This window comes from Streptomyces sp. NBC_00454 (assembly GCF_041434015.1).
Lineage (GTDB): Bacteria > Actinomycetota > Actinomycetes > Streptomycetales > Streptomycetaceae > Streptomyces.
In genome coordinates this window covers 5,233,111-5,253,173 of sequence record NZ_CP107907.1, presented here as the reverse complement: position 1 = coordinate 5,253,173, position 20,063 = coordinate 5,233,111, and the positions used below count along the sequence as shown (strand labels likewise).

Sequence of the window (20,063 nt, the reverse complement as noted above, 5' to 3'; positions counted from 1 at the left end):
AAGGGGCTGGATTGGCGTTCAAAACCCGTCTCAAAACATACGTGGAACCGGTGATGTTGTGAGACGAGTTCTGAGACGATCTGGTCATGGACACGACCTCGGGACACCTCATCGGCTACGCACGGGTCAGCACAGATGACCAGGAAGCTCAGTTGCAGCACGATGCGCTTGCCGCAGCGGGTTGCACTCGGGTCTTCACGGACAAGGCGAGTGGTAAAAACACGGACCGCCCCGAGCTTGCCGCCGTTCTGGACTACGTGCGCCCCGGGGACACCCTGTGCGTGTTGAAGCTGGACCGGTTCGCTCGCTCGCTGATCGACCTGGTGAACATGGTGGATGCTCTCGCTGCCCGAGGGATCGGCTTCAAGGTGCTGACGGGCGCGCTGGCGAGCATCGACCCGAACACTCCTGACGGACGACTCATGCTTCAGGTGGTGGGCGCCATGGCGGAGTTTGAGCGCAGCCTGATCAAGGACCGGACGCGTGCGGGTCTGGATGCTGCCAGGGCCCAAGGACGCGTCGGTGGCCGTCCAGCGGTGATGGACGCTGACAAGCTCGCTGCGGCTAAGGCTCGCAGGGCTCAGGGCGAGAGCGTCACGGCCATTGCGAAGGCGCTCAGGGTGTCCCGCGCGACGCTCTACCGGGCGCTGGACGACAGCAAGTAGCCCGCCCCGCCTTCAGAGACCGCCCGCCCCGCTGTGGATGGGCGGTCTTTGTGCTGTCTCGGCGGGATGGAGGCTGAACTCTGCCCTCACCGGAGGTCAGTGGGTGTGGTGGTTCGGTGGTTCTGTGGGTTTTTTGGATTCCACTAAGAAACATATGAGGGAATCCGAAAGTTCCTCAGAACCACCGAACCACCACACTAGGGGGAGGGCGCTCCGAAAGTTCAGTGCGCTTGCCCGCTGGCGATCCCGGCCCAAGCACGAAGTACGCGAGCTGGGTGTAGGCCCGTTTTGGGACTGACATCTGCAGCCTGGCCAGCAGCAACGTGCACCACACCACCCGAGAACGGGTGCAGTAAGGGCCCCTGAACCCCTGCCAAGTGGCTGTCAGTGCACGGTTAGCCGAGGTATGGCGCGGGACGGCGCTCCAAGAAGTGTTGGAGGCGCAGGCGTTGGGTGTGGTGCATAGGCAGCGCGTCGAGGTCGGCCAGCGCCACGAACCGCAGTTCCGTGCTCTCGTCGGAGAGGGACAGTTCTCCGCCGGTGATGCGGGCCGTGAAGCAGACGTTGAACTGGCGGCGGACCTCGCCGTCGCTGTATTCGATGATGTGACGGGGGTCCGTGTAGGTGCCGACCAGTCCCGTGATCTCCACGTCGAGCCCGGTCTCCTCCTTGACCTCGCGGACAGCCGTTCCGGGCAGCGAGTCGCCCAGGTCCATCCCTCCGCCGGGCAGCGCCCACAGGTCGTTGTCCGTGCGCCGTTGCAGCAGGATGCGGCCCTCGCCGTCGGTGACCACCGCCGATGCGGCCACGACCATGCTGTTCGGCTCGGGCGCGTGAGGATCGTCGTAGTACTCGGTCCGGGCCATCCGGTCATACCTCCACAGGGCGCGCTGTCTCCCACACGGCATTGAAGCTGTCCGCGTAGGTGTCGAACATGCCGCCGGAGTCGTGGCGGCGAAGGTGCCACACGGGCGCACCGTACGCGTTCACACCCCAGACGTGGGCATTGACCAACACCTGATCATCAGCCCGGTACAAGCTGTTGTAGAGCGTGGTGCCGTGTGTCCGAAGCTCGATGCCCTGCACGCTCTCCAACGGCCGGTAGTGCATGAGGGCGAGGCGGCAGCGGGATTCGATGCCGTGCCCGAATTTCTCTTCCTGCCCTCGCTGCTGGACGTTCTCGCTGTCCGCGTCACCGACTGCGATGCGTACCGCGCACCCGTCGGCAGCGCGCTCCCGTAGGAGATCGTTCAGCCGAGGATACGCCTCGTGCAGGAACACCGCTGCGTAGACCAGGATGTCGATCCGCTCGCACCCAGCCGTAAGGAGATCCACGAACACAGATACGGGAAGGTCTGCCCGCTGGTCGTACAGAGCGACCAGTTCCGGACTGACGGCCCGTGCTGCCCGTGCTTGCCTGAGCGCCGGCCACAGGGCGTGGATGTCCTCGCCCAACGTCTCGGCCACCTTGAGCGCAGTTGCCCGCCGTGGGGTGCGCCCGAGGTTGACCCAGCGTTCCACGCTCTTCGGGTCCACGCCGGTCACGCTGGCCAATGAGGCATGAGTCCAGCCTCCGGATGCCATGACAGCCCTTAACCGCTCGTTCTGCATAGGGACGTTCTACAGGCTGCGGGACGTCCCGAAGTGCCGAACGTACGAGGTTCCACCGTCCTGATCACCAGCGCGACGATCGCTAGACCAGCGGACGGTGAAGGGGTTTCGGAATGGTGCGGGGATTGTGGCAGCAGGTCGAACAGCGTGATCCGTTCCCGGTGCCGGACCCCGATCCGGCGGACCCGGACTGCGACGTGTGCGGGGCGCTGGTCGCTCAGCGCACTGAGTGCTACCGGCACCGGGATCTATCGGGGGTCGTGGACTGCAACGTAGAGATCCGCCAGCACCCGCACGCGGAGGTGAGTCGATGACCCGCGCCGTGCTCCGCTACGTCCCCCACACGATCCGGCACGCCCCCGAAGGCGGGGTGACCTACGAGGCGTTCTGCGTCGTCGAGGGCTGTGGAGCCGAATCCGGCGCTCACGACGAACAGACGGACGCACAGGACTGGGTGCTCCGGCATGCCGGGCGGACGGGGCACGACCTGTTCAGGCGGGTCTTCACGGATCACGCGCGCGTCACCCACGAGACGTAGACCCCGGCCCGCTGGGCGACGGCGATCAGGACAGTCCAGCGCGCCGGCTCCGGCCCCGCTCACACCACCCGAATGGCGTGAGCGGGGCTCTGACGTGCGACGGCATGGGCAGGAGCGCCCCACAATGGACGGGTGAATCGCCCCGCGAACGTTGACGTGCTCTTGCAGCCGCGCCCGCCGTCCCCGTTGCAGGAGATCCGTGACGACAGGTTCGAGCGGCACGGCGTCCGCTTGCTTCTGAAGCGGGACGACCTGATCCACACCAGCATCCCGTGGGACTCAGACGTACTTGGACCAGTGGACCTGTACCCTCCGGGCAACAAGTGGCGCAAGCTCGCGCCGAATCTGCGGGCGGCCGTCGCGGGCGGGTATCCGGGGCTGGTGACCTTCGGCGGGGCCTACTCCAACCACCTCCGGGCCACCGCCGCGGCGGGCCGGCTGCTGGGGATGGCGACCGTCGGGATCGTACGGGGCGACGAGCTGGCGCGGCAGCCGCTGAACGAGTCGCTGGCCCGGTGCGCGGCGGACGGCATGCGGCTGCACTTCGTGTCCCGGTCGGCCTACCGGGACAAGGCGGGACTCCCCGCGGAAGCCGGCGCGGGCGACGCGTACGTGATCCCGGAGGGCGGCAGCAACGCCCTGGCGCTGACCGGCTGCGCCGAGCTGGGGCGCGAGCTGCGCGGCAGCTGCGACGTGGTCGCGGTGGCCTGCGGCACCGGGGGCACGCTGGCCGGGCTGGCGGCGGGCCTGGACGCCGGTCAGCGGGCGGTGGGCGTGCCGGTGGTCGGGGGCGGCTTCCTGGAGGCGGAGATACGTTCCCTCCAGACGGCGGCCTTCGGCGGCCCGGCGGGCGACTGGTCCCTGGCGGAGGGCTACGCCCACGGCGGCTACGCCCGGGTCCCCGAGGAGCTGGAGGCCTTCGCGGCGGAGTTCGAGGCCCGGCACGGGCTCCCGGTGGAGCGGATCTACGTGGCGAAGCTCCTCTGGGCGCTGCTCGCCCTGACCCGCGGGGGCGCGTTCCCCGAGGGCACCACCCTGACGGCGGTCGTCACCGGGCGCCCCTGACCTGCCGGGGGAGTCGGCCTAGGCCGACTCCTCGCGGTAGGCCGCCGCCTCCTCCAGGTCCAGGCGGCGCAGCAGGACGCGCAGCATCTCGTCGTCGATGCGCCGCGCGTCCCGCAGGGAGACGAAGACCTCGCGTTCCGCCGCGATCATCTCCCCCGCCAGGCGGCGGTAGACGTCGTCCGCCGACTCCCCCGTCACCGGGTTGACCTCTCCCAGCCGCTCCCACACCGCGTTGCGCCTGCGTTCCAGGACCGTCCGCAGCCGGTCGGCCAGCGGGGGCGGGAGGGCGTTCGACGGGGAGGCGAGGAGTTCCGTCAGGCGGTCGTCCGCCGCCCGCGAGGCCTCGCTCTGGGCCTGGGCCTCGGCCAGGGTCTCCGCCTGCGCGTCCCGGGCCGGCAGCCGCAGCAGCCGGATGAGCGGGGGCAGGGTCAGGCCCTGCACCACCAGCGTGCCGATCACCGTCGTGAAGGTCAGGAACAGGATCAGGTTCCGGTGCGGCACGCTGACCGGCACGGAGAAGGCGATCGCCAGCGAGACGACGCCGCGCATCCCGGCCCATCCGACGATGACCGGGGCCTTCCAGTTGGTCTCCGGTTCCCGCTCCCGGACCCGTCGCGAGAGCAGGCGCGGCAGGAAGGTCGCCGGGAAGACCCAGGCGAAGCGGGCCACCACCACGATCACGAAGACGGCCAGCGCGTACCCGGCCGCGGCCAGGCCCTCGTACGGCCCGAGCCCCTTGAGGACCACCGGCAGCTGGAGTCCGATCAGGGCGAAGACCACCGATTCGAGGATGAAGGCGACCATCTTCCAGACCGCCTCCTCCTGGAGCCTGGTCGCGAAGTCCACCTGCCAGGCCCGGTGCCCCAGGTACAGGGCGACGACCACCACCGCCAGGACCCCCGAGGCGTGCACCCGCTCGGCGGCCGCGTAGGCCACGAACGGGATCAGCAGCGACAGGGTGTTCTGCAGGAGCGGTTCGCGCAGCCGCTGGCGCATCACGTGGATCGGGACCATCAGCAGCAGGCCCACGCCCACCCCGCCCACCGAGGCCAGCAGGAACTCCGCGATCCCGCCTGCCCAGCCGGCGCTCGCCCCGACCGCCGCCGCCAGCGCCACCTTGTACGCGGTGATCGCGGTGGCGTCGTTGACCAGGGATTCCCCCTGGAGGATGGTCGTGATCCGGTTCGGCAGCCCGAGCTGGCGGGCGATGGCCGTCGCCGCGACCGCGTCGGGCGGGGCGATGACCGCGCCCAGCACCAGGGCCACCGGCAGCGAGAGATCGGGCACCACCAGGTACGCGGCGTACCCGACGGCGAGGGTCGCGAAGAGCACGTAGCCCACCGAGAGCAGCGCCACGGGCCGCAGGTTGGCCCGCAGGTCCAGGTACGAGCTGTCCACCGCGGCCGTGTAGAGCAGCGGCGGGAGCAGCAGCGGCAGCACGATGTGCGGGTCCAGGCCGTAGGCGGGCACGCCCGGCACGTACGCCGCGATCAGCCCGGCGGCCACCAGCAGGAGCGGCGCGGGCACCGGCGTGCGGCGGGCCAGACCTGCCACGATCGCGCAGCCGGCGACCAGCGCCACCAGCGGCAATACCTCCATCGAAGATCATCCTCGCTTGATTCGCGTCATCCTCGGGCGCCCACACCTCAGTACGCTGGCCATCATGAGCGAGTGCACCCACGTTCCCGAACTGCCGCGCCCCGAGCCCGCCCCCCTTGCCCCGACCTGCCCTGAATGTCTGGAGCTCGGCAGCCATCCCGTGCAGCTGCGGATGTGCCTGCAGTGCGGGTACGTCGCCTGCTGCGACTCCTCGCCGCACCGGCACGCCACGGCGCACCACCACGCGACCGGCCACCCCGTCATGCGGAGCTTCGAACCGGGCGAGACCTGGCGATGGTGTTTTGTCGACGGTTCGATCGTCTGAAGCGGGGTAGGTCAACCCTCCGCCGGTTCCCCTGATTTGGGCCCGCAGACCCCTAGCCACTGTGCGTACCCATGGGCTTACCATCAGTCACTGGTCGCAGGCATGGCCTTCCGGCCAGTCGTGTTCGACGGGGCCCTGCGCTCTCCAGCACGGGGTGCCGCGACACGATCGCCCGGATCGCGATAGCGTCACCGGCGAACAGAGCTCGTACCACCTTGGAGGTGAGGGTGTCCCAGATCGCAGGCGAGCCCGGGACCCAGGACTTCGTGGAAGTCCGGCTGCCCGCTGCGGGTGCCTACCTGTCGGTGCTGCGGACGGCCACGGCCGGCCTCGCGGCACGTTTGGACTTCACCCTCGACGAGATCGAGGACCTCCGCATCGCGGTGGACGAGGCCTGCGCGATCCTGCTCCAGCAGGCCGTGCCCGGCTCCGTCCTCAGCTGCGTCTTCCGGCTGGTGGATGATTCGCTGGAAGTGACCGTCTCCGCCCCGACCACCGACGGGCGGGCACCGGAGCGCGACACGTTCGCGTGGACGGTCCTCTCGGCCTTGGCCGGGAAGGTCGAGGCCACGGTCGAGGAGGACCGAACGGTGAGCATCAGCCTCTACAAACAGCGCGGCGCGGGACCAGGCCCGGCGTGAGCGGCGGGGAGGTCCCGGTGCGGGGCGGGGATCGGCCCCGGGTACGGCACGAGGTCGACGGCGGCATTCCGGAACAGCAGCACGCCCGGCCGCACCCGGCTGACACGGATGCGGAAGACGGCTTTTTGGACTCGGCGGAGCGACGGGCGGGCCCTGTGAGCGACAACCAGCACGACCAAACACTGCCGGTCCAGCCAACGGGGGCCGCTGCCACGGCCCCCGGGGCCCCGGCCCGGGCCGCGGCGACACCTGCCGCGGACACACCGGACGCACCGGAAGCCCTGCAGCCTCCGGTGTTCACGGCCCCGCTGCCGCTGCCGGATCCGCGCGACCGCAGTGGCGCGCGGGCCCTGTTCATCGAGCTGCGGGCGCTGCCCGACGGCTCGGTGGAGAAGGCCGAGCTGCGCAACCGGCTCGTACGGATGCACCTGCCGCTGGTCGAGCACCTGGCGCGGCGCTTCCGCAACCGCGGCGAGCCGCTGGACGACCTGACCCAGGTCGCCACCATCGGCCTGATCAAGTCGGTGGACCGGTTCGACCCGGACCGCGGGGTCGAGTTCTCCACGTACGCCACGCCCACGGTGGTCGGCGAGATCAAGCGCCACTTCCGCGACAAGGGCTGGGCGGTACGCGTCCCGAGGCGGCTCCAGGAGCTGCGGCTCTCGCTGACCACGGCGACGGCCGAACTGTCCCAGCAGCACGGCCGCTCCCCCACGGTCCACGAACTGGCCGAGCGGCTGGGGATCTCCGAGGAGGAGGTCCTGGAGGGCCTCGAATCGGCCAACGCCTACAGCACGCTCTCGCTGGACGTCCCCGACACCGACGACGAGTCGCCGGCGGTCGCGGACACCCTGGGCTCGGAGGACGAGGCGCTCGAGGGCGTCGAGTACCGCGAGTCGCTCAAGCCGCTGCTGGAGGGGCTGCCGCCGCGGGAGAAGCGGATCCTGCTGCTGCGGTTCTTCGGCAACATGACCCAGTCGCAGATCGCGCAGGAGGTCGGCATCTCCCAGATGCACGTCTCGCGGCTGCTGGCCCGCACCCTGGCCCAGCTCCGCGAGAAGCTCCTCGTCGAGGAGTAGGAGAGGTACCCGTACGGGCTATCGGGCCTGTTCCGCGGGCCCGATGCCCAGTGCCCCCGTGGCCTTCTGGTTCACCAGGAGGCCTACGACGGCCAGCGCGGCCAGGGCCAGACCCATGGCGGCGGTGACCTTCATCGCCCCTCCTGCGGTCCACAGCATCCAGGCCACCGGCAGCGCCATCAGCTGGGTGATCAGCGCCGGGCCGCGGCTCCAGCGGCGGCCCAGGCGCAGCCCGCGCGCCGCGACCAGCGGCAGCGCGGCCAGGACGAGCAGGGTGACCCCGCCGGTCAGGGCCTGCAGGGAGTCGCCGTCCCCGGCGATGCCCATGTACAGATCGGCGACGCCGAGGCCGGCCAGGGCCAGGCCCTCCAGCGCGGTGAGCGCGGCGGCCGCGGTCAGCCTGCGGGGCAGGGAGGCGGGGACGGCGGGCGCGGCGGGGGTCGGCTTCGTACTCACCCCAGCAGGGTATCCGCGCGCCTCGCGCCCCCGGAGGGACGGGCAGTATGGGACGCGTACGAACGGGTCGGTAGGCTGCGCTCATGCGTGCACTTCTCGTGGCCAACCCAGCAGCGACGACCACCAGTGCGCGCACGCGCGATGTCCTGACCCACGCCCTGGCCAGCGAGATGAAGCTGGAGGCGGTCACCACCGAGTACCGCGGGCACGCCCGGGACCTGGGGCGCAGGGCCGCCGAGACCGGAATCGACCTGGTCGTGGCCCTCGGCGGGGACGGCACCGTCAACGAGGTGGTCAACGGACTGCTGCACGAGGGCCCCGATCCGGACCGGCTGCCGGGCCTGGCCGTGGTCCCCGGCGGTTCCACCAATGTCTTCGCCCGTGCGCTCGGCCTGCCCAACGACGCGGTCGAGGCGACCGGCGCCCTGCTGGACGCGCTGCGGGAGCGGCGCGAGCGGACCGTGGGCCTGGGGCTGGCGGCGGGTACGCCGGGCACGGAGGACGAGTCGGTGCCGGCGCGCTGGTTCACCTTCTGCGCGGGCTTCGGCTTCGACGCGGGCGTCGTGGGCCGGGTCGAACAACAGCGCGAACGGGGCAAACGTTCGACGCACGCCCTCTACGTACGACAGCTGATGCGTCAATTCTGGGAAGAGCCGAACCGCCGGCGCGGCTCGGTGACGCTGGAGCGCCCCGGCGCGGATCCCGTCACGGACCTGGTGCTGTCGATAGTGTGCAACACCTCACCCTGGACGTATCTGGGCAACCGGCCGCTCTACGCCTCCCCCGAAGCATCGTTCGATACCGCACTTGACGTATTGGCACTGGACCGTTTGTCAACTCCGGCGGTCGCCCGGTACGCGACGCAGCTCCTGACCTCGACTCCTGAGCGCGGCCCGCACGGAAAGCATGCGGTGTCTCTGCACGATCTGACCGACTTCACCTTGCATTCCAAGGTGCCGCTTCCGTTCCAGATGGACGGAGACCACCTCGGACTGCGCACCAGCGTTCGGTTCACAGGCGTACGCCGGGCACTGCGTGTGATTGTGTGAGTGGAAGGGCCCAAAGTCCTTTCACTCGAACGTTTACACGCCGGTCCACCCCCACGAAGTAGGGCTGTGACCTAGTAGACACCGACGAATCAAAAAAAACTTTCCGGAAGGGGTTGTATCCCCGTCCGAGGTTTGCGAATCTCTACATGGCGATCGGGACAGCCCGCAGAACCCGGCACCCACACAGACCGCCAGAACCCCTCCACGAATCTCCGGCAGCCCAGGGCGAGTTTTTCCCCAAACTGGGCGGTCACCCTTCCCTCACGAAGGGATTCGTGAAAGCGTTCACATTCACAAGCAACCTGCCCGCAATACAAGGAGATGGAGCAGCCATGGACTGGCGTCACAACGCCGTTTGCCGCGAGGAAGACCCGGAACTCTTCTTCCCCATCGGCAACACCGGTCCTGCGCTGCTGCAGATCGAGGAAGCCAAGGCCGTCTGCCGCCGTTGCCCCGTCATGGAGCAGTGCCTGCAGTGGGCGCTTGAGTCCGGCCAGGACTCCGGTGTCTGGGGCGGTCTCAGCGAGGACGAGCGCCGCGCAATGAAGCGCCGCGCCGCTCGCAATCGGGCGCGTAACGCCACCGCCTGACATCGACTTTCGAGCCTCGAGCCGCAGCGCGTAGTACCCCTTTAAGCGCTCAGCAACGTGCTCTTGAGCCCCGTACCGAAAACCATTCGGTACGGGGCTCAGTGCTGTCCGGGGCCCATCACTTCACTCTGAGTGACGGGGCCGCTGCTCCGGCCCGGCGGCGCGCCGCCTACTTCTGCGAGATCACCGGTATGTCGAGGACGACCTTGGTGCCGCGCGGCTCGGCCGGAACCATGTCGAAGCTGCCGCCGAGCTCGCCCTCCACGAGGGTCCGTACGATCTGCAGCCCGAGGTTGCCGGCCCGCTTGGGGTCGAAGCCCTCGGGCAGACCGCAGCCGTCGTCGATCACCGAGATCAGCAGCCGGGCATCGCCGCGGCCGCTCCCCGAGCGGGTCGCCGACACCTCCACGGTGCCGCCCTCCCCCTGGGTGAAGGCGTGCTCCAGGGCGTTCTGCAGGATCTCCGTGAGCACCATCGCCAGCGGAGTGGCGACCTCCGCGTCCAGGATTCCGAAGCGTCCGATGCGCCGGCAGTCGACCTTGCCCGGGGAGATCTCGGCGACCATCGCGATCACGCGGTCGGCGATCTCGTCGAACTCGACCCGTTCATCCAGGTTCTGAGACAGCGTCTCGTGCACGATCGCGATCGAACCGACGCGGCGGACCGCCTCGTTCAGCGCCTCGCGCCCCTGCGGGGAATCCATCCGCCGGGCCTGGAGGCGCAAGAGCGCGGCCACGGTCTGGAGGTTGTTCTTCACCCGGTGGTGGATCTCCCGGATGGTCGCATCTTTGGTGATCAATTCACGTTCGCGACGGCGCAGTTCCGTGACGTCGCGGCACAGGACGAGGGAACCGATCCGGGTCCCCTTGGGCTTGAGCGGAATGGCCCGCAGCTGGATGACCCCGCCGTTGCCCTCGGCCTCGGTCTCGCGCGGGGCCCAGCCGCTGGCGAGCTTGACCAGGGCTTCGTCCACCGGGCCGCGCGAGGGGGCCAGTTCGGAGGTGATGTTGCCCAGGTGCTGGCCGACCAGGTCGGAGGCGAGGCCGAGCCGGTGGTAGGCGGAGAGCGCGTTCGGGGACGCGTACGTCACCACGCCGTCGGCGTCGAGCCGGATCAGGCCGTCCCCGACCCGCGGGGAGGCGTCCATGTCCACCTGCTGGCCGGGGAACGGGAAGGAGCCCGCCGCGATCATCTGGGCCAGGTCGGAGGCGGACTGGAGGTAGGTGAGCTCCAGCCGGCTGGGTGTACGCACAGTGAGCAGATTGGTGTTGCGGGCGATGACGCCCAGCACCCGGCCCTCGCGGCGCACGGGGATCGACTCGACGCGGACCGGCACCTCCTCGCGCCACTCCGGGTCTCCCTCGCGCACGATGCGGCCCTCGTCGAGCGCGGCGTCGAGCAGCGGACGGCGGCCGCGCGGGACCAGGTGGCCGACCATGTCGTCCTGGTACGAGGTGGGGCCGGTGTTCGGGCGCATCTGAGCGACCGAGACGTACCGGGCGCCGTCGAGGGTGGGGACCCACAGCACGAGGTCGGCGAAGGAGAGGTCGGAGAGCAGCTGCCACTCCGAGACCAGCAGGTGGAGCCACTCCAGGTCGGTTTCACTGAGAGCGGTGTGCTGGCGTACGAGGTCGTTCATGGAGGGCACGTGGCGAGCGTACCCCGGGTATGGGCCATGACTTTCCGCAGCGCGATACCGCGGAGTATCCAGGAGCCCCGGGTTCCGCGTAGGGTTGGAGGAAGTGACGGGAACCAGGGTCCGGTCATTGGATGGACAGAACAGATTGGTCTAGTCCACAATTGCTTCATACTTCCGCCCTCCCCGCACAGGAGGACGGATCGAGGTAAGCCGCGCGCTCTGCCCTGACCGCGCGGAACCTCCCCACAGGCCGCCGGGAACCGCACACCCGTCGGTCGCAAGTACTCCGGGCTACGGTGCCGGGCGGGCTGAGGGTCCCACCCGGCACCGTGCCCAGAGGAATGACCGCGGAACGACCGCCGAGTGGCCAGCGGCCGCCGGGCGGCCCCGCACTCCCCCGGCCCCTAACGCGGCCAGGCGAGCATCGCCAGTTCCGCGACCGCCTCCAGCTCCCTGCGGCCCGCCCCGTCGCGCGACTGCTGGGACATCCCCTGCAGCACGGCCCCGGCATAGCGGGCCAGCGCCCGCGCGTCCGTGGCTTCCGGCAGGGCGCCCGTGGCCATGTCGGCCCGGATCCGGGTCTCGAACATCACCAGGTTGGCCTCGCGGCGTTCGCGCAGCGCCTGCGCCACCTCCTTCGAGGTGGTGTTCACGGCCGCACTGATCACCATGCAGCCCGGCGGGTGCGCCGGGTCGGTGTAGACCTCGGCCGCCTCGTGCAGGATGCGGCCCAGGGCCGCGCGGGCGGTGGGCTCCTCGGCGAGCGCCACGGCCGCGAAGTCCCCGTACCGGCCGCCGTAGACCACCACGACCTCGTCGAAGAGCTTGCGCTTGTCGCCGAAGGCCGCGTAGAGGCTCGGCGCTCCGATGCCGAGCGCTGCGGTCAGGTCGGAGATCGACGTGGCCTCGTAGCCGTTCTCCCAGAAGGCGAACATCGCCTTGTCCAGGGCCGCGTCGCGGTCGAAGGAGCGGGGCCTGCCGCGCTGTCCGGTCACCATGGGCTCATTCTATAGCGCTCGCTATGAAATCTGGTACGGTCATCGAGTTCTGTATCGATCGCTACCGAATGGGGGGTTCGCCATGGGCGTGCTCAAGGGGAAGACGGCACTGGTCACGGGCGGCAGCCGGGGCATCGGCCGGGCCGTCGCGGAGCGCCTGGCCCGGGACGGCGCACTGGTCGCGGTGGCCTACGGGAGCAACGCCGCGGCGGCCAAGGAGACCGTGGAGGCCATCGGGGCGGCCGGCGGGCGGGCCTTCGCGATCGCCGCCGAGCTCGACGTACCGGGCGGCGCACAGGCGCTCTGGGAGGCGTACGCGGCCCATCCGCTGGCCACGGAGGGGGTGGACATCCTGGTGAACAACGCGGGCGGGGCCACCTTCGCCGGCATCGGCTCGACCGACGAGGAGACCTACGACCGGACGCACGCGCTCAACGCGAAGGCGCCGTTCTTCGTGATCCAGCACGGCCTGGCGCGACTGCGGGACGGCGGCCGGATCGTGAACGTGACCGGCACCCCCGACATCGCCCTGCCCGCGATCCTCGCCACGATCATGGCCAAGGGCGCGGTGAACGCGCTGACGGTGTCCCTGGCCGCCGAGCTCGCCCCCCGGAACATCACGGTGAACTCGGTGGGCCCCGGCATCGTCGAAACCGATCTGAACGCGGCCTGGCTCGCGGACCCGGCGGCCCGCGCGCACGCCGCCTCCCGCTCCGTCTTCGACCGGCTCGGCACCCCGGAGGAGGTCGCGGACGTGGTCGCCTTCCTCGCCTCCCCCGACTCCCGCTGGGTCACGGGCCAGCACCTCGCCGTGACGGGCGGGCTCCAGCTCTCGCTGCTCTAGGCCGTGCCCCGGGCCCGGCTCCCGGGAGGCCGGGAGCCGGGATCCGGACCACCATGGAAGTGTGCAAAGACAGGCCGCGGAAGGCCTCTCTCTGCTAGATTGGTCTATACCACAATCGTCACACTCCAGATCGGCAGGCCCCGCGTGGAAGTTGTCATCGTCCCGGACGCCAAGGCAGGCGGCGAGCTCATCGCGGAGGCCATGGCCGCCCTGGTCCGCCGCAAGCCCGAGGCCCTGCTCGGCGTGGCGACCGGCTCTACCCCGCTGCCCATCTACGAGGCGCTGGCCGCCCAGGTCAAGGCCGGCAAGGTCGACGCCTCGAAGGCGCGCATCTGCCAGCTCGACGAGTACGTCGGCCTGCCCGCCGGTCACCCGGAGTCCTACCGCGCCGTGGTGCTGCGCGAGGTCGTCGAGCCGCTGGGCCTGTCCGAGGCCTCCTTCATCGGCCCCGACGGCAGCGCCGCCGACATCGTCGGCGCGTGCGACGCGTACGACCGGGCGCTCGCCGAGGCCGGCGGCGTCGACCTCCAGCTGCTGGGCATCGGCACGGACGGGCACATCGGCTTCAACGAGCCGTGCTCCTCGCTCGCCTCGCGCACCCGCATCAAGACGCTGACGGAGCAGACCCGCGTGGACAACGCGCGCTTCTTCGACAACGACATAGACCAGGTGCCCCACCACGTCATCACCCAGGGCATCGGCACCATCCTCGACGCCCGCCACCTGGTCCTGCTGGCCACCGGCGAGGGCAAGGCCGAGGCCGTGGCGCAGACCGTCGAGGGCCCGCTGTCCGCCCTGGTCCCGGCCTCCGCGCTCCAGCTGCACCGCCACGCCACGGTCGTCGTGGACGAGGCCGCCGCGTCCAAGCTGAAGCTCGCGGACTACTTCCGCCACACCTACGCCAACAAGCCCGCCTGGCAGGGCCTGTAGCCGCACCGGTACGACACGAAGGGCCGGGCACCCCTGGGGGTGCCCGGCCCTTCGTCTGTGTGTGAATCCAGCCCCGCCGGGGGCCGCTACACCCCGGCGATGACCTCGGCGGCAGCCTTGCCGCACACCCGGGCGGCCCCGTGCGTGGCGATGTACAGCGCCCCCCGCGGCTCGGCCCTCGGCAGGCCCATCTCGACGACGATGGTCTGCGGGCGGACCGCGACCAGCGCGTCCAGGGCCTCGGTCATCCAGGGGTGGCGGTGCGCGTCGCGGACCACCGCGACGACGGTGCGGTTGCCCGCGGCCGCCAGGATGTCGGCGGCCGAGGAGCCCTCGGGGTACACGCCCGACTCGGTGCCCGGGATCAGCGCGGCCAGTTCCCCGGCCACTCCCCACGGGGTCTCGTCGCCCACGGCGACGTTCGCGACGGGCGCGAGCGTGGCCACGTACGGGGCGTTCACCGGGGCGGCGGCAGCGGGCGAGCCCGAGACCGTCACCGCGCGGCGGGCCGCGGCCAGGCCGATGCCGGGCGCGCTCCCCTCCTGGTGCGCGCCCGGCGCGGCGAGGGCGGCGCGCGAGCGCCGGGTCCATTCGGCCAGGGACCGCACCCGTGCGGCGGCCTCGGCGAGCCGCTCCTCCGGGAGCGAGCCCTCGCGTACGGCCGCGACCAGGGCGTCGCGCAGGCGCAGGACGGTCTCCTCGTCGGCGAGTCCGCCACCGACACAGATCGCGTCGGCGCCGGCCGCGATGGCCAGCACCGAGCCGCGCTCGATGCCGTACGTCCCGGCGATGGCGTTCATCTCCATGCCGTCGGTGACGATCAGGCCCTCGTAGCCGAGCTCCTTGCGCAGCAGACCGGTCAGGATCTGCGGGCTCAGGGTGGCCGGGCGGGTCGGGTCCAGGGCGGGCACGAGGATGTGCGCGCTCATGACGGCCAGCGTGCCGGCCTCGATGGCCGCCCGGAACGGTACGAGTTCGCGCGCGGCCAGGGTCTCGAGGTCCACGTCGATGCGGGGCAGCGCGTGGTGCGAGTCGACGTTGGTGTCGCCGTGGCCGGGGAAGTGCTTGGTGCAGGCGGCGACGCCGGCGGCCTGGAGGCCTTCGACGTACGCGGCGGTGTGCCGGGCCGCGAGCTGGGTGTCGGCGCCGAAGGAGCGTACGCCGATGACCGGGTTGTCCGGATTGGAGTTGACGTCCGCGGACGGGGCCCAGTTGAGGTTCACCCCGCATTCGGCGAGGCGGCGGCCGAGTTCGCGGGCGACGTCGCGGGTCAGGTCGGTGTCGTCCACGGCGCCGAGCGCGAGGTTCCCGGGGAACGAGGAGCCGCCCCGGACCTCCAGGCGGGTGACGTCACCGCCCTCCTCGTCGATGGCGACGAGGACGTCGTCCCGCTCGCGCCGCAGCTGCGCGGTGAGTGCGGCGAGCTGGTCGGGCGAGGCGATGTTGCGGCCGAAGAGGCCGACGGCGGTGAGCCCTTCGGAGACCCGGCGCAGCACCCAGGCGGGGGCGGTGGTGCCCTCGAAGCCGGGCTGGAGCACCGCGAGGGCGTCACGGGTGAGCGTATCCGTTCGGTGCGCAAGGACAGTCATGGGCCGTTATCCCTTCACGGCGCCGGCGGTGAGGCCCGCGGCCATCTTGCGCTGGACGATGAGGAAGAGGACGACGATCGGGACCGCCATCATGGTGGAGCCCGCCATCATCGGGGCGAACTCGGTGCCGTTCTTGGTGGTGAAGTTGCCGAGCCAGACGGTGGCCGTCTGGTTCTGCTGGCTCATCAGCATCAGGGCGTAGAGGTACTCGTTCCACGCCTGGATGAAGCCGTAGACGGATGTGGCGACCATGCCCGGGGCGAGCAGTGGGAAGACCACCCGCAGGAAGGCGCCGGTCGGGGTGCAGCCGTCGACCTGGGCGGCTTCTTCCAGTTCCTTGGGGATGTTGACGATGAACCCGCGCAGCGTCCAGACCGTGAAGGGCAGGATGAAGGTCAGGTACGTGATGATCAGGCCGGTGAGCTTGTCGTACTGACCGAGGTCGTTCAGCAGCAGGAAGACCGGGATGATCATCGCGACGAGCGGGATCATCTGGACGGCGAGGATGCCGACGATCACGATCTTGCGGCCGCGGAAGGCGAAGCGGGAGATGGCCAGGGCGGCCAGCATGCCGACGGCGATTCCGATGGTGACCACCACCAGCGACACGATCATGCTGCGTCCGACGGGGCCCCAGAAGTCCGAGATCTGCAGCGCGCGCCGGAAGTTCTCCAGCGTGAAGGTGCGCGGGAAGAAGTGGGGGTTCGGGTCGATCGCGTCCTTGGCCGGTTTGAAGGCCGTGTTGAGCATCCAGTAGACCGGGAAGCCCATGACGGCGAAGACCAGGAGTCCGATGAAGTTCCAGCCGAGCTTGGACTTCCTCAGCAGCCTGCTCCGCTGGCGGCGCGCGGCGGGCGGGGTCGCGGTGGTGATCGTCATTCCACCTCTCCGATCTTGAGCATCTGGCGCATGTAGACGGCGACGACTCCGAGCAGCAGCAGGACGGTCACCAGGGCGATCGCGGAGCCGCCCGAGTAGTCGTTGACCACGAAGGCCTGCTGGTACGAGTACGTCGTCAGCAGCTGGAACTCTGCTTCGGGGTTGCCGTTTCGCATGACGAAGACCTGCGGGAAGACACCCATGTCCCAGATCACCGAGAGGGTCGTCAGCATGACGATGATCGGCTTCAGGATGGGGAGGGTGACGTGCCGGAAGACTCCCCAGGCGCCGGCGCCGTCGAGGCGCGCGGCCTCTTCCAGCTCCTTGGGCACCTGGGTCAGACCGGCGCTGAGGGTGATGACCACGAAGGGCACCGCGCCCCAGACCACGAGGAGCATGATCACCACGAGGCCCTGGGGGCCGCTGGCGAACCAGTTGTGGCCGATCATGTCCACGCCGGGGAGCTGGCTCAGCAGGTAGTTGAGGACGCCGTAGCCGGAGTCGAAGAGCCACTTGAAGACGGCCGTGGCGACGATGATGGGCATGCCCCAGCTCGCCACGAGGGCGATGCTGATGAGCGCCTTGACCAGGCCCGAGACCTTCTGCAGCAGCAGCGCGATGAGCATGCCGATGGCCATGGTCAGGATGACGGCTCCGGCCGCGAAGACCACGGTGCGCAGGACGACGGTCCAGAAGACCCCGTCTCCGAGGATCTTCGTGAAGTTGTCCAGGCCCACGAACTCGGCGTCCTTGAACCCCCAGAGTTCCTTCTTGCCGAAGCTCTGGAAGGAGAGGGCCACGAGTCTGTAGAGCGGGTACCCCATGATGAGGGCGATGATCAGCATGCACGGAGCCAGCAGCAGCCAGGGGGTCGCGCCCGAACCCTTGCGGGCGGGCTTGCCCGGCTTGCCCTTGCTCCCCGTACCGGCTCCGGCTGAAGTCTTCTTCGCCGGCGGCAGGTCGGCGGTGGTTGTCTGTGCGGCACTCATCGCGCGCTCCTCGGGAGTCCCTCTCTTGACGGGCAGCGGGGCCCCGCCGATCCGGCGGGGCCCCGCTTACTCAGGTCACTTGGTGTTGATGACCTTGTCGATCTCGGCGTCAGCGGCCTTGGCCGCCTCCTCCACCGACTTCTTGCCGGTGCCGATCTCCTGGAGCATGGTCTGGAGGACCTTGCCCTTCTCGATCTGGCCCCAGCCCACGGCGGTGGGGACGAACCAGGAGGACTCGGCCGCCGTGGCGGAGACCGTGGTCTTCGGGTCGGCCTTCAGCGGAGCGAGGTCCGTCTTGTTGTTCGGCAGGTTGCCCTTGCCGATCAGGCCCTTCTGGCCCTGCGCACCGGTGAAGACGTTGATCCACTCGGCCGCGACGTCCTTGGCCTTGGACTTGGACGGGACCGCCAGGTCCGAACCGCCGAGGAAGACGGGGAGGTTCTTGCCGTTCGGACCGGGCTGGACGAAGTTCTCCAGCTTGTCCTTCAGGCCGCCGACCTTGTCGCTCTTCGGGTCGGCCGCGGTGGCGCCTTCCCAGCCGGCGGCGAAGATCGCGGCGGAGTTGCCCTGGCCGAAGACGACCGGGCGGTCGGACTCGTCCTTGGTCTTGTCCGCGTGCATGTACTTGTCGAGGAGGTCCTTGTACTGCGCCAGACCCTTCAGCGACTCGGGGGAGGACAGGGAGCCCTTCCACTTGTCGCCGTCCTTCTTGGCGATGGCGCCGCCGGCGTCGTAGACGTAGGACATCGCGGCGTACCAGTCCGGGGAGGGCTGGTAGAGCGCGCTGAACTTGTCGCCCTTCGCGGCCTGGATCTTGTCCAGGGCGGAGGTGTACTCGGCCCAGGTCTTGGGGGCGGCGGTGACGCCGACCTCGGCGGCGATGTCCTTGCGCCAGGTGCCGACACGGCCACCGGCGTAGTAGGGGACGCCGTAGGTCTTGCCCTCGTAGGTGACGGACTGCTTGAGGGCGTCCAGCCAGGTCGCCGAGTTCTCGAACTTCGAGGCGTCGAGCTCGGAGAAGGCTCCGGTCGACATGTAGCCGATCATCTCGGAGTTGCCCATTTCGACAACGTCCGGGGCCTTGTCCGTGGCGAGGACCGCGTCCAGCTTGGCGTTCTTGTCCGGCCAGCCGTAGTACTCGTGCTTGATGGTGATGCCGGGGTGCTTGGCGACGATGGCGTCGTCGGCCGCCTTCACCAGCTCCGGCCAGTTGTTCTGGGCGTCGACCGTGAGCCAGACGGTGAGCTCCTTGGCGTCGGAGGCCTTGTCGGCGGTCCCCTTGCCGTCAGACCCACCACACGCCGCGAGGCCGATAACCATGCCCGCGACTCCGACTGCCGCAATGAGCTTGCGCTTCACGCCACCCTCCTCAGGGATGCTGCCTGCAACTTCCCTTGCCCGCCGCGGTGACTCAAAAGCACCAAGTACTGCCCGTGGGGCCGGGATCTGATCCATATTGGTGTAGACCAGTAACGGGAGCTTGGCCTAGACCTTTAGGGGTGTCAAGGGTCTAATGAGCGGGTGCTCGGTCCGTTATCGGACCGACACCTGGGGGAGGGAGGAGGCCTGTCCTCCCGCCCGTGTCACGATGTGACCGCACATATCGGAGGAGCCGGTGACGGCAACGAAACTGGAGTCGGGAAGGCGGGCGGCGATGGCCACCGAAGGGGCGACCACGGAGCCGGATGGCGGGGCGGCCACCCGTACGGCGCGCGTGCCCAAGTACTACCGACTCAAGCGGCACTTGCTCGACATGACCGAGACACTGCCGCCGGGCACGCCGGTACCGCCCGAGCGCACGCTCGCGGCCGAATTCGACACCTCGCGGACCACGGTCCGACAGGCACTCCAGGAGCTCGTCGTCGAGGGACGACTGGAACGGATTCAGGGCAAGGGCACCTTCGTCGCCAAGCCGAAGGTCTCCCAGCCGCTCCAACTCTCGTCCTACACCGAGGACATGAGGGCCCAGGGCCTGGAACCCACGTCCCAGCTCCTGGACATCGGCTACGTGACGGCCGACGACACCCTGGCCGGCCTGCTCAAGATCGCCACGGGGGGCCGGGTCCTGCGCATCGAGCGGCTCCGGCTGGCGAGCGGCGAGCCGATGGCCATCGAGACCACCCATCTTTCGGCCAAGCGCTTCCCCGCGCTGCGCCGCTCGCTGGTCAAGTACACCTCCCTCTACACCGCCCTCGCCGAGGTGTACGACGTGCGCCTCGCCGAGGCCGAGGAGACCATCGAGACCTCGCTGGCCACTCCGCGGGAGGCCGGGCTGCTCGGCACGGACGTCGGACTGCCGATGCTGATGCTTTCCCGCCATTCGCTGGACGCCGACGGGGAGCCCGTCGAGTGGGTGCGTTCGGTGTACCGCGGCGATCGTTACAAGTTCGTCGCCCGACTCCAGCGCCCCGCGGTCTGATTCGTAGTTGACTCTCGTTCCGCTATGCGGACGGGGGGTTACGTCCACCGGGCGGTCCCCCGTAGATTCCCTGCGCTTACGCAGATGATCGACGAGGGGACCAGGGATCATGCCTGAACCGGAAGCAACGGAAACAGAACGGAACGCGGCGAGTCCGG

Annotated in this window: 21 protein-coding genes; 11 read left to right on the top strand and 10 right to left on the bottom strand. The window is 69.7% G+C overall.

The window, feature by feature from the left end; translation table 11 throughout:
- Nucleotides 1-86: 86 nt before the first annotated feature.
- Nucleotides 87-665: a recombinase family protein gene (locus tag OHU74_RS24400; protein ID WP_371617863.1), complete on the top strand. Its 579-nt coding sequence runs from the start codon at nucleotides 87-89 to the stop codon at nucleotides 663-665.
- Between the two features lie 395 nt (nucleotides 666-1,060).
- On the opposite strand, the gene OHU74_RS24395 is transcribed toward OHU74_RS24400, so the two are convergent.
- Both OHU74_RS24395 and OHU74_RS24390 read right to left on the bottom strand, forming a co-directional pair.
- A complete protein-coding gene (locus OHU74_RS24395; RefSeq protein WP_371617862.1) occupies nucleotides 1,061-1,531 on the bottom strand; it encodes an NUDIX domain-containing protein in 471 nt (156 codons plus the stop codon).
- A 4-nt stretch (nucleotides 1,532-1,535) separates the two neighbouring features.
- Nucleotides 1,536-2,276: a helix-turn-helix domain-containing protein gene (locus tag OHU74_RS24390; protein ID WP_371617861.1), complete on the bottom strand. Its 741-nt coding sequence runs from the start codon at nucleotides 2,274-2,276 to the stop codon at nucleotides 1,536-1,538.
- 310 nt (nucleotides 2,277-2,586) lie between these two features.
- On the opposite strand from OHU74_RS24390, the gene OHU74_RS24385 reads away from it, so the two are divergent.
- Both OHU74_RS24385 and OHU74_RS24380 read left to right on the top strand, forming a co-directional pair.
- Complete coding sequence (locus OHU74_RS24385) at nucleotides 2,587-2,814, top strand: hypothetical protein (protein WP_371617860.1); 228 nt, start codon at nucleotides 2,587-2,589, stop codon at nucleotides 2,812-2,814.
- Nucleotides 2,815-2,946: 132 nt separating this feature from the next.
- Nucleotides 2,947-3,879 carry a 1-aminocyclopropane-1-carboxylate deaminase/D-cysteine desulfhydrase gene (locus OHU74_RS24380; RefSeq protein ID WP_371617859.1) on the top strand — a complete coding sequence of 311 codons (933 nt, stop codon included), beginning with the start codon at nucleotides 2,947-2,949 and terminating at the stop codon, nucleotides 3,877-3,879.
- A gap of 18 nt (nucleotides 3,880-3,897) precedes the next feature.
- Here the strand turns inward: OHU74_RS24380 and OHU74_RS24375 are convergent, their stop codons facing one another.
- A complete protein-coding gene (locus tag OHU74_RS24375; RefSeq protein ID WP_371617858.1) occupies nucleotides 3,898-5,478 on the bottom strand; it encodes a Na+/H+ antiporter in 1,581 nt (526 codons plus the stop codon).
- Between the two features lie 64 nt (nucleotides 5,479-5,542).
- On the opposite strand from OHU74_RS24375, the gene OHU74_RS24370 reads away from it, so the two are divergent.
- The 3 genes from OHU74_RS24370 to OHU74_RS24360 all read left to right on the top strand — a co-directional run bounded on the left by OHU74_RS24370 (nucleotide 5,543) and on the right by OHU74_RS24360 (nucleotide 7,523).
- Nucleotides 5,543-5,803 (top strand): UBP-type zinc finger domain-containing protein, encoded by a 261-nt coding sequence (locus tag OHU74_RS24370; protein ID WP_371617857.1) that lies wholly within the window; start codon nucleotides 5,543-5,545, stop codon nucleotides 5,801-5,803.
- Nucleotides 5,804-6,030: 227 nt separating this feature from the next.
- Nucleotides 6,031-6,444: an anti-sigma regulatory factor gene (locus OHU74_RS24365; protein WP_053676432.1), complete on the top strand. Its 414-nt coding sequence runs from the start codon at nucleotides 6,031-6,033 to the stop codon at nucleotides 6,442-6,444.
- Nucleotides 6,441-7,523 carry an RNA polymerase sigma factor SigF gene (locus tag OHU74_RS24360; protein ID WP_371617856.1) on the top strand — a complete coding sequence of 361 codons (1,083 nt, stop codon included), beginning with the start codon at nucleotides 6,441-6,443 and terminating at the stop codon, nucleotides 7,521-7,523. The genes OHU74_RS24365 and OHU74_RS24360 overlap by 4 nt, the downstream gene beginning before the upstream one ends.
- Before the next feature lie 18 nt (nucleotides 7,524-7,541).
- On the opposite strand, the gene OHU74_RS24355 is transcribed toward OHU74_RS24360, so the two are convergent.
- Nucleotides 7,542-7,979 (bottom strand): hypothetical protein, encoded by a 438-nt coding sequence (locus OHU74_RS24355; protein WP_371617855.1) that lies wholly within the window; start codon nucleotides 7,977-7,979, stop codon nucleotides 7,542-7,544.
- A gap of 83 nt (nucleotides 7,980-8,062) precedes the next feature.
- On the opposite strand from OHU74_RS24355, the gene OHU74_RS24350 reads away from it, so the two are divergent.
- Nucleotides 8,063-9,028, top strand: a complete 966-nt coding sequence (locus tag OHU74_RS24350) for a diacylglycerol kinase family protein (protein WP_371617854.1) — start codon at nucleotides 8,063-8,065, stop codon at nucleotides 9,026-9,028.
- Between the two features lie 332 nt (nucleotides 9,029-9,360).
- Nucleotides 9,361-9,618 carry a WhiB family transcriptional regulator gene (locus tag OHU74_RS24345; protein ID WP_004937597.1) on the top strand — a complete coding sequence of 86 codons (258 nt, stop codon included), beginning with the start codon at nucleotides 9,361-9,363 and terminating at the stop codon, nucleotides 9,616-9,618.
- Between the two features lie 169 nt (nucleotides 9,619-9,787).
- Here OHU74_RS24345 and OHU74_RS24340 read toward each other — a convergent pair whose 3' ends face one another.
- Nucleotides 9,788-11,257: a sensor histidine kinase gene (locus OHU74_RS24340; RefSeq protein WP_371619792.1), complete on the bottom strand. Its 1,470-nt coding sequence runs from the start codon at nucleotides 11,255-11,257 to the stop codon at nucleotides 9,788-9,790.
- Between the two features lie 404 nt (nucleotides 11,258-11,661).
- The gene (locus tag OHU74_RS24335) at nucleotides 11,662-12,255 is read right to left on the bottom strand and encodes a TetR/AcrR family transcriptional regulator (RefSeq protein ID WP_371617853.1); all 594 of its coding nucleotides are present in this window, start codon (nucleotides 12,253-12,255) and stop codon (nucleotides 11,662-11,664) included.
- Between the two features lie 82 nt (nucleotides 12,256-12,337).
- Between OHU74_RS24335 and OHU74_RS24330 the strand changes: the two genes are divergently transcribed.
- Both OHU74_RS24330 and nagB read left to right on the top strand, forming a co-directional pair.
- Complete coding sequence (locus tag OHU74_RS24330) at nucleotides 12,338-13,099, top strand: SDR family oxidoreductase (protein ID WP_371617852.1); 762 nt, start codon at nucleotides 12,338-12,340, stop codon at nucleotides 13,097-13,099.
- 144 nt (nucleotides 13,100-13,243) lie between these two features.
- Nucleotides 13,244-14,029, top strand: coding sequence for a glucosamine-6-phosphate deaminase (nagB, locus tag OHU74_RS24325; protein ID WP_371617851.1), 786 nt, complete (start codon nucleotides 13,244-13,246; stop codon nucleotides 14,027-14,029).
- Nucleotides 14,030-14,115: 86 nt separating this feature from the next.
- Here nagB and OHU74_RS24320 read toward each other — a convergent pair whose 3' ends face one another.
- The 4 genes from OHU74_RS24320 to OHU74_RS24305 all read right to left on the bottom strand — a co-directional run bounded on the left by OHU74_RS24320 (nucleotide 14,116) and on the right by OHU74_RS24305 (nucleotide 18,845).
- Nucleotides 14,116-15,618 (bottom strand): glycoside hydrolase family 3 protein, encoded by a 1,503-nt coding sequence (locus tag OHU74_RS24320; RefSeq protein WP_371617850.1) that lies wholly within the window; start codon nucleotides 15,616-15,618, stop codon nucleotides 14,116-14,118.
- A gap of 6 nt (nucleotides 15,619-15,624) precedes the next feature.
- Nucleotides 15,625-16,497, bottom strand: coding sequence for a carbohydrate ABC transporter permease (locus tag OHU74_RS24315; RefSeq protein WP_371617849.1), 873 nt, complete (start codon nucleotides 16,495-16,497; stop codon nucleotides 15,625-15,627).
- Nucleotides 16,494-17,486, bottom strand: a complete 993-nt coding sequence (locus OHU74_RS24310) for a carbohydrate ABC transporter permease (protein ID WP_371617848.1) — start codon at nucleotides 17,484-17,486, stop codon at nucleotides 16,494-16,496. Before OHU74_RS24310 ends, OHU74_RS24315 begins: the two co-directional genes overlap by 4 nt.
- Before the next feature lie 75 nt (nucleotides 17,487-17,561).
- Nucleotides 17,562-18,845, bottom strand: coding sequence for an extracellular solute-binding protein (locus OHU74_RS24305; protein WP_371617847.1), 1,284 nt, complete (start codon nucleotides 18,843-18,845; stop codon nucleotides 17,562-17,564).
- A 295-nt stretch (nucleotides 18,846-19,140) separates the two neighbouring features.
- On the opposite strand from OHU74_RS24305, the gene OHU74_RS24300 reads away from it, so the two are divergent.
- Nucleotides 19,141-19,905 carry a GntR family transcriptional regulator gene (locus tag OHU74_RS24300; protein WP_328304082.1) on the top strand — a complete coding sequence of 255 codons (765 nt, stop codon included), beginning with the start codon at nucleotides 19,141-19,143 and terminating at the stop codon, nucleotides 19,903-19,905.
- The last annotated feature ends 158 nt before the right edge of the window (nucleotides 19,906-20,063 follow it).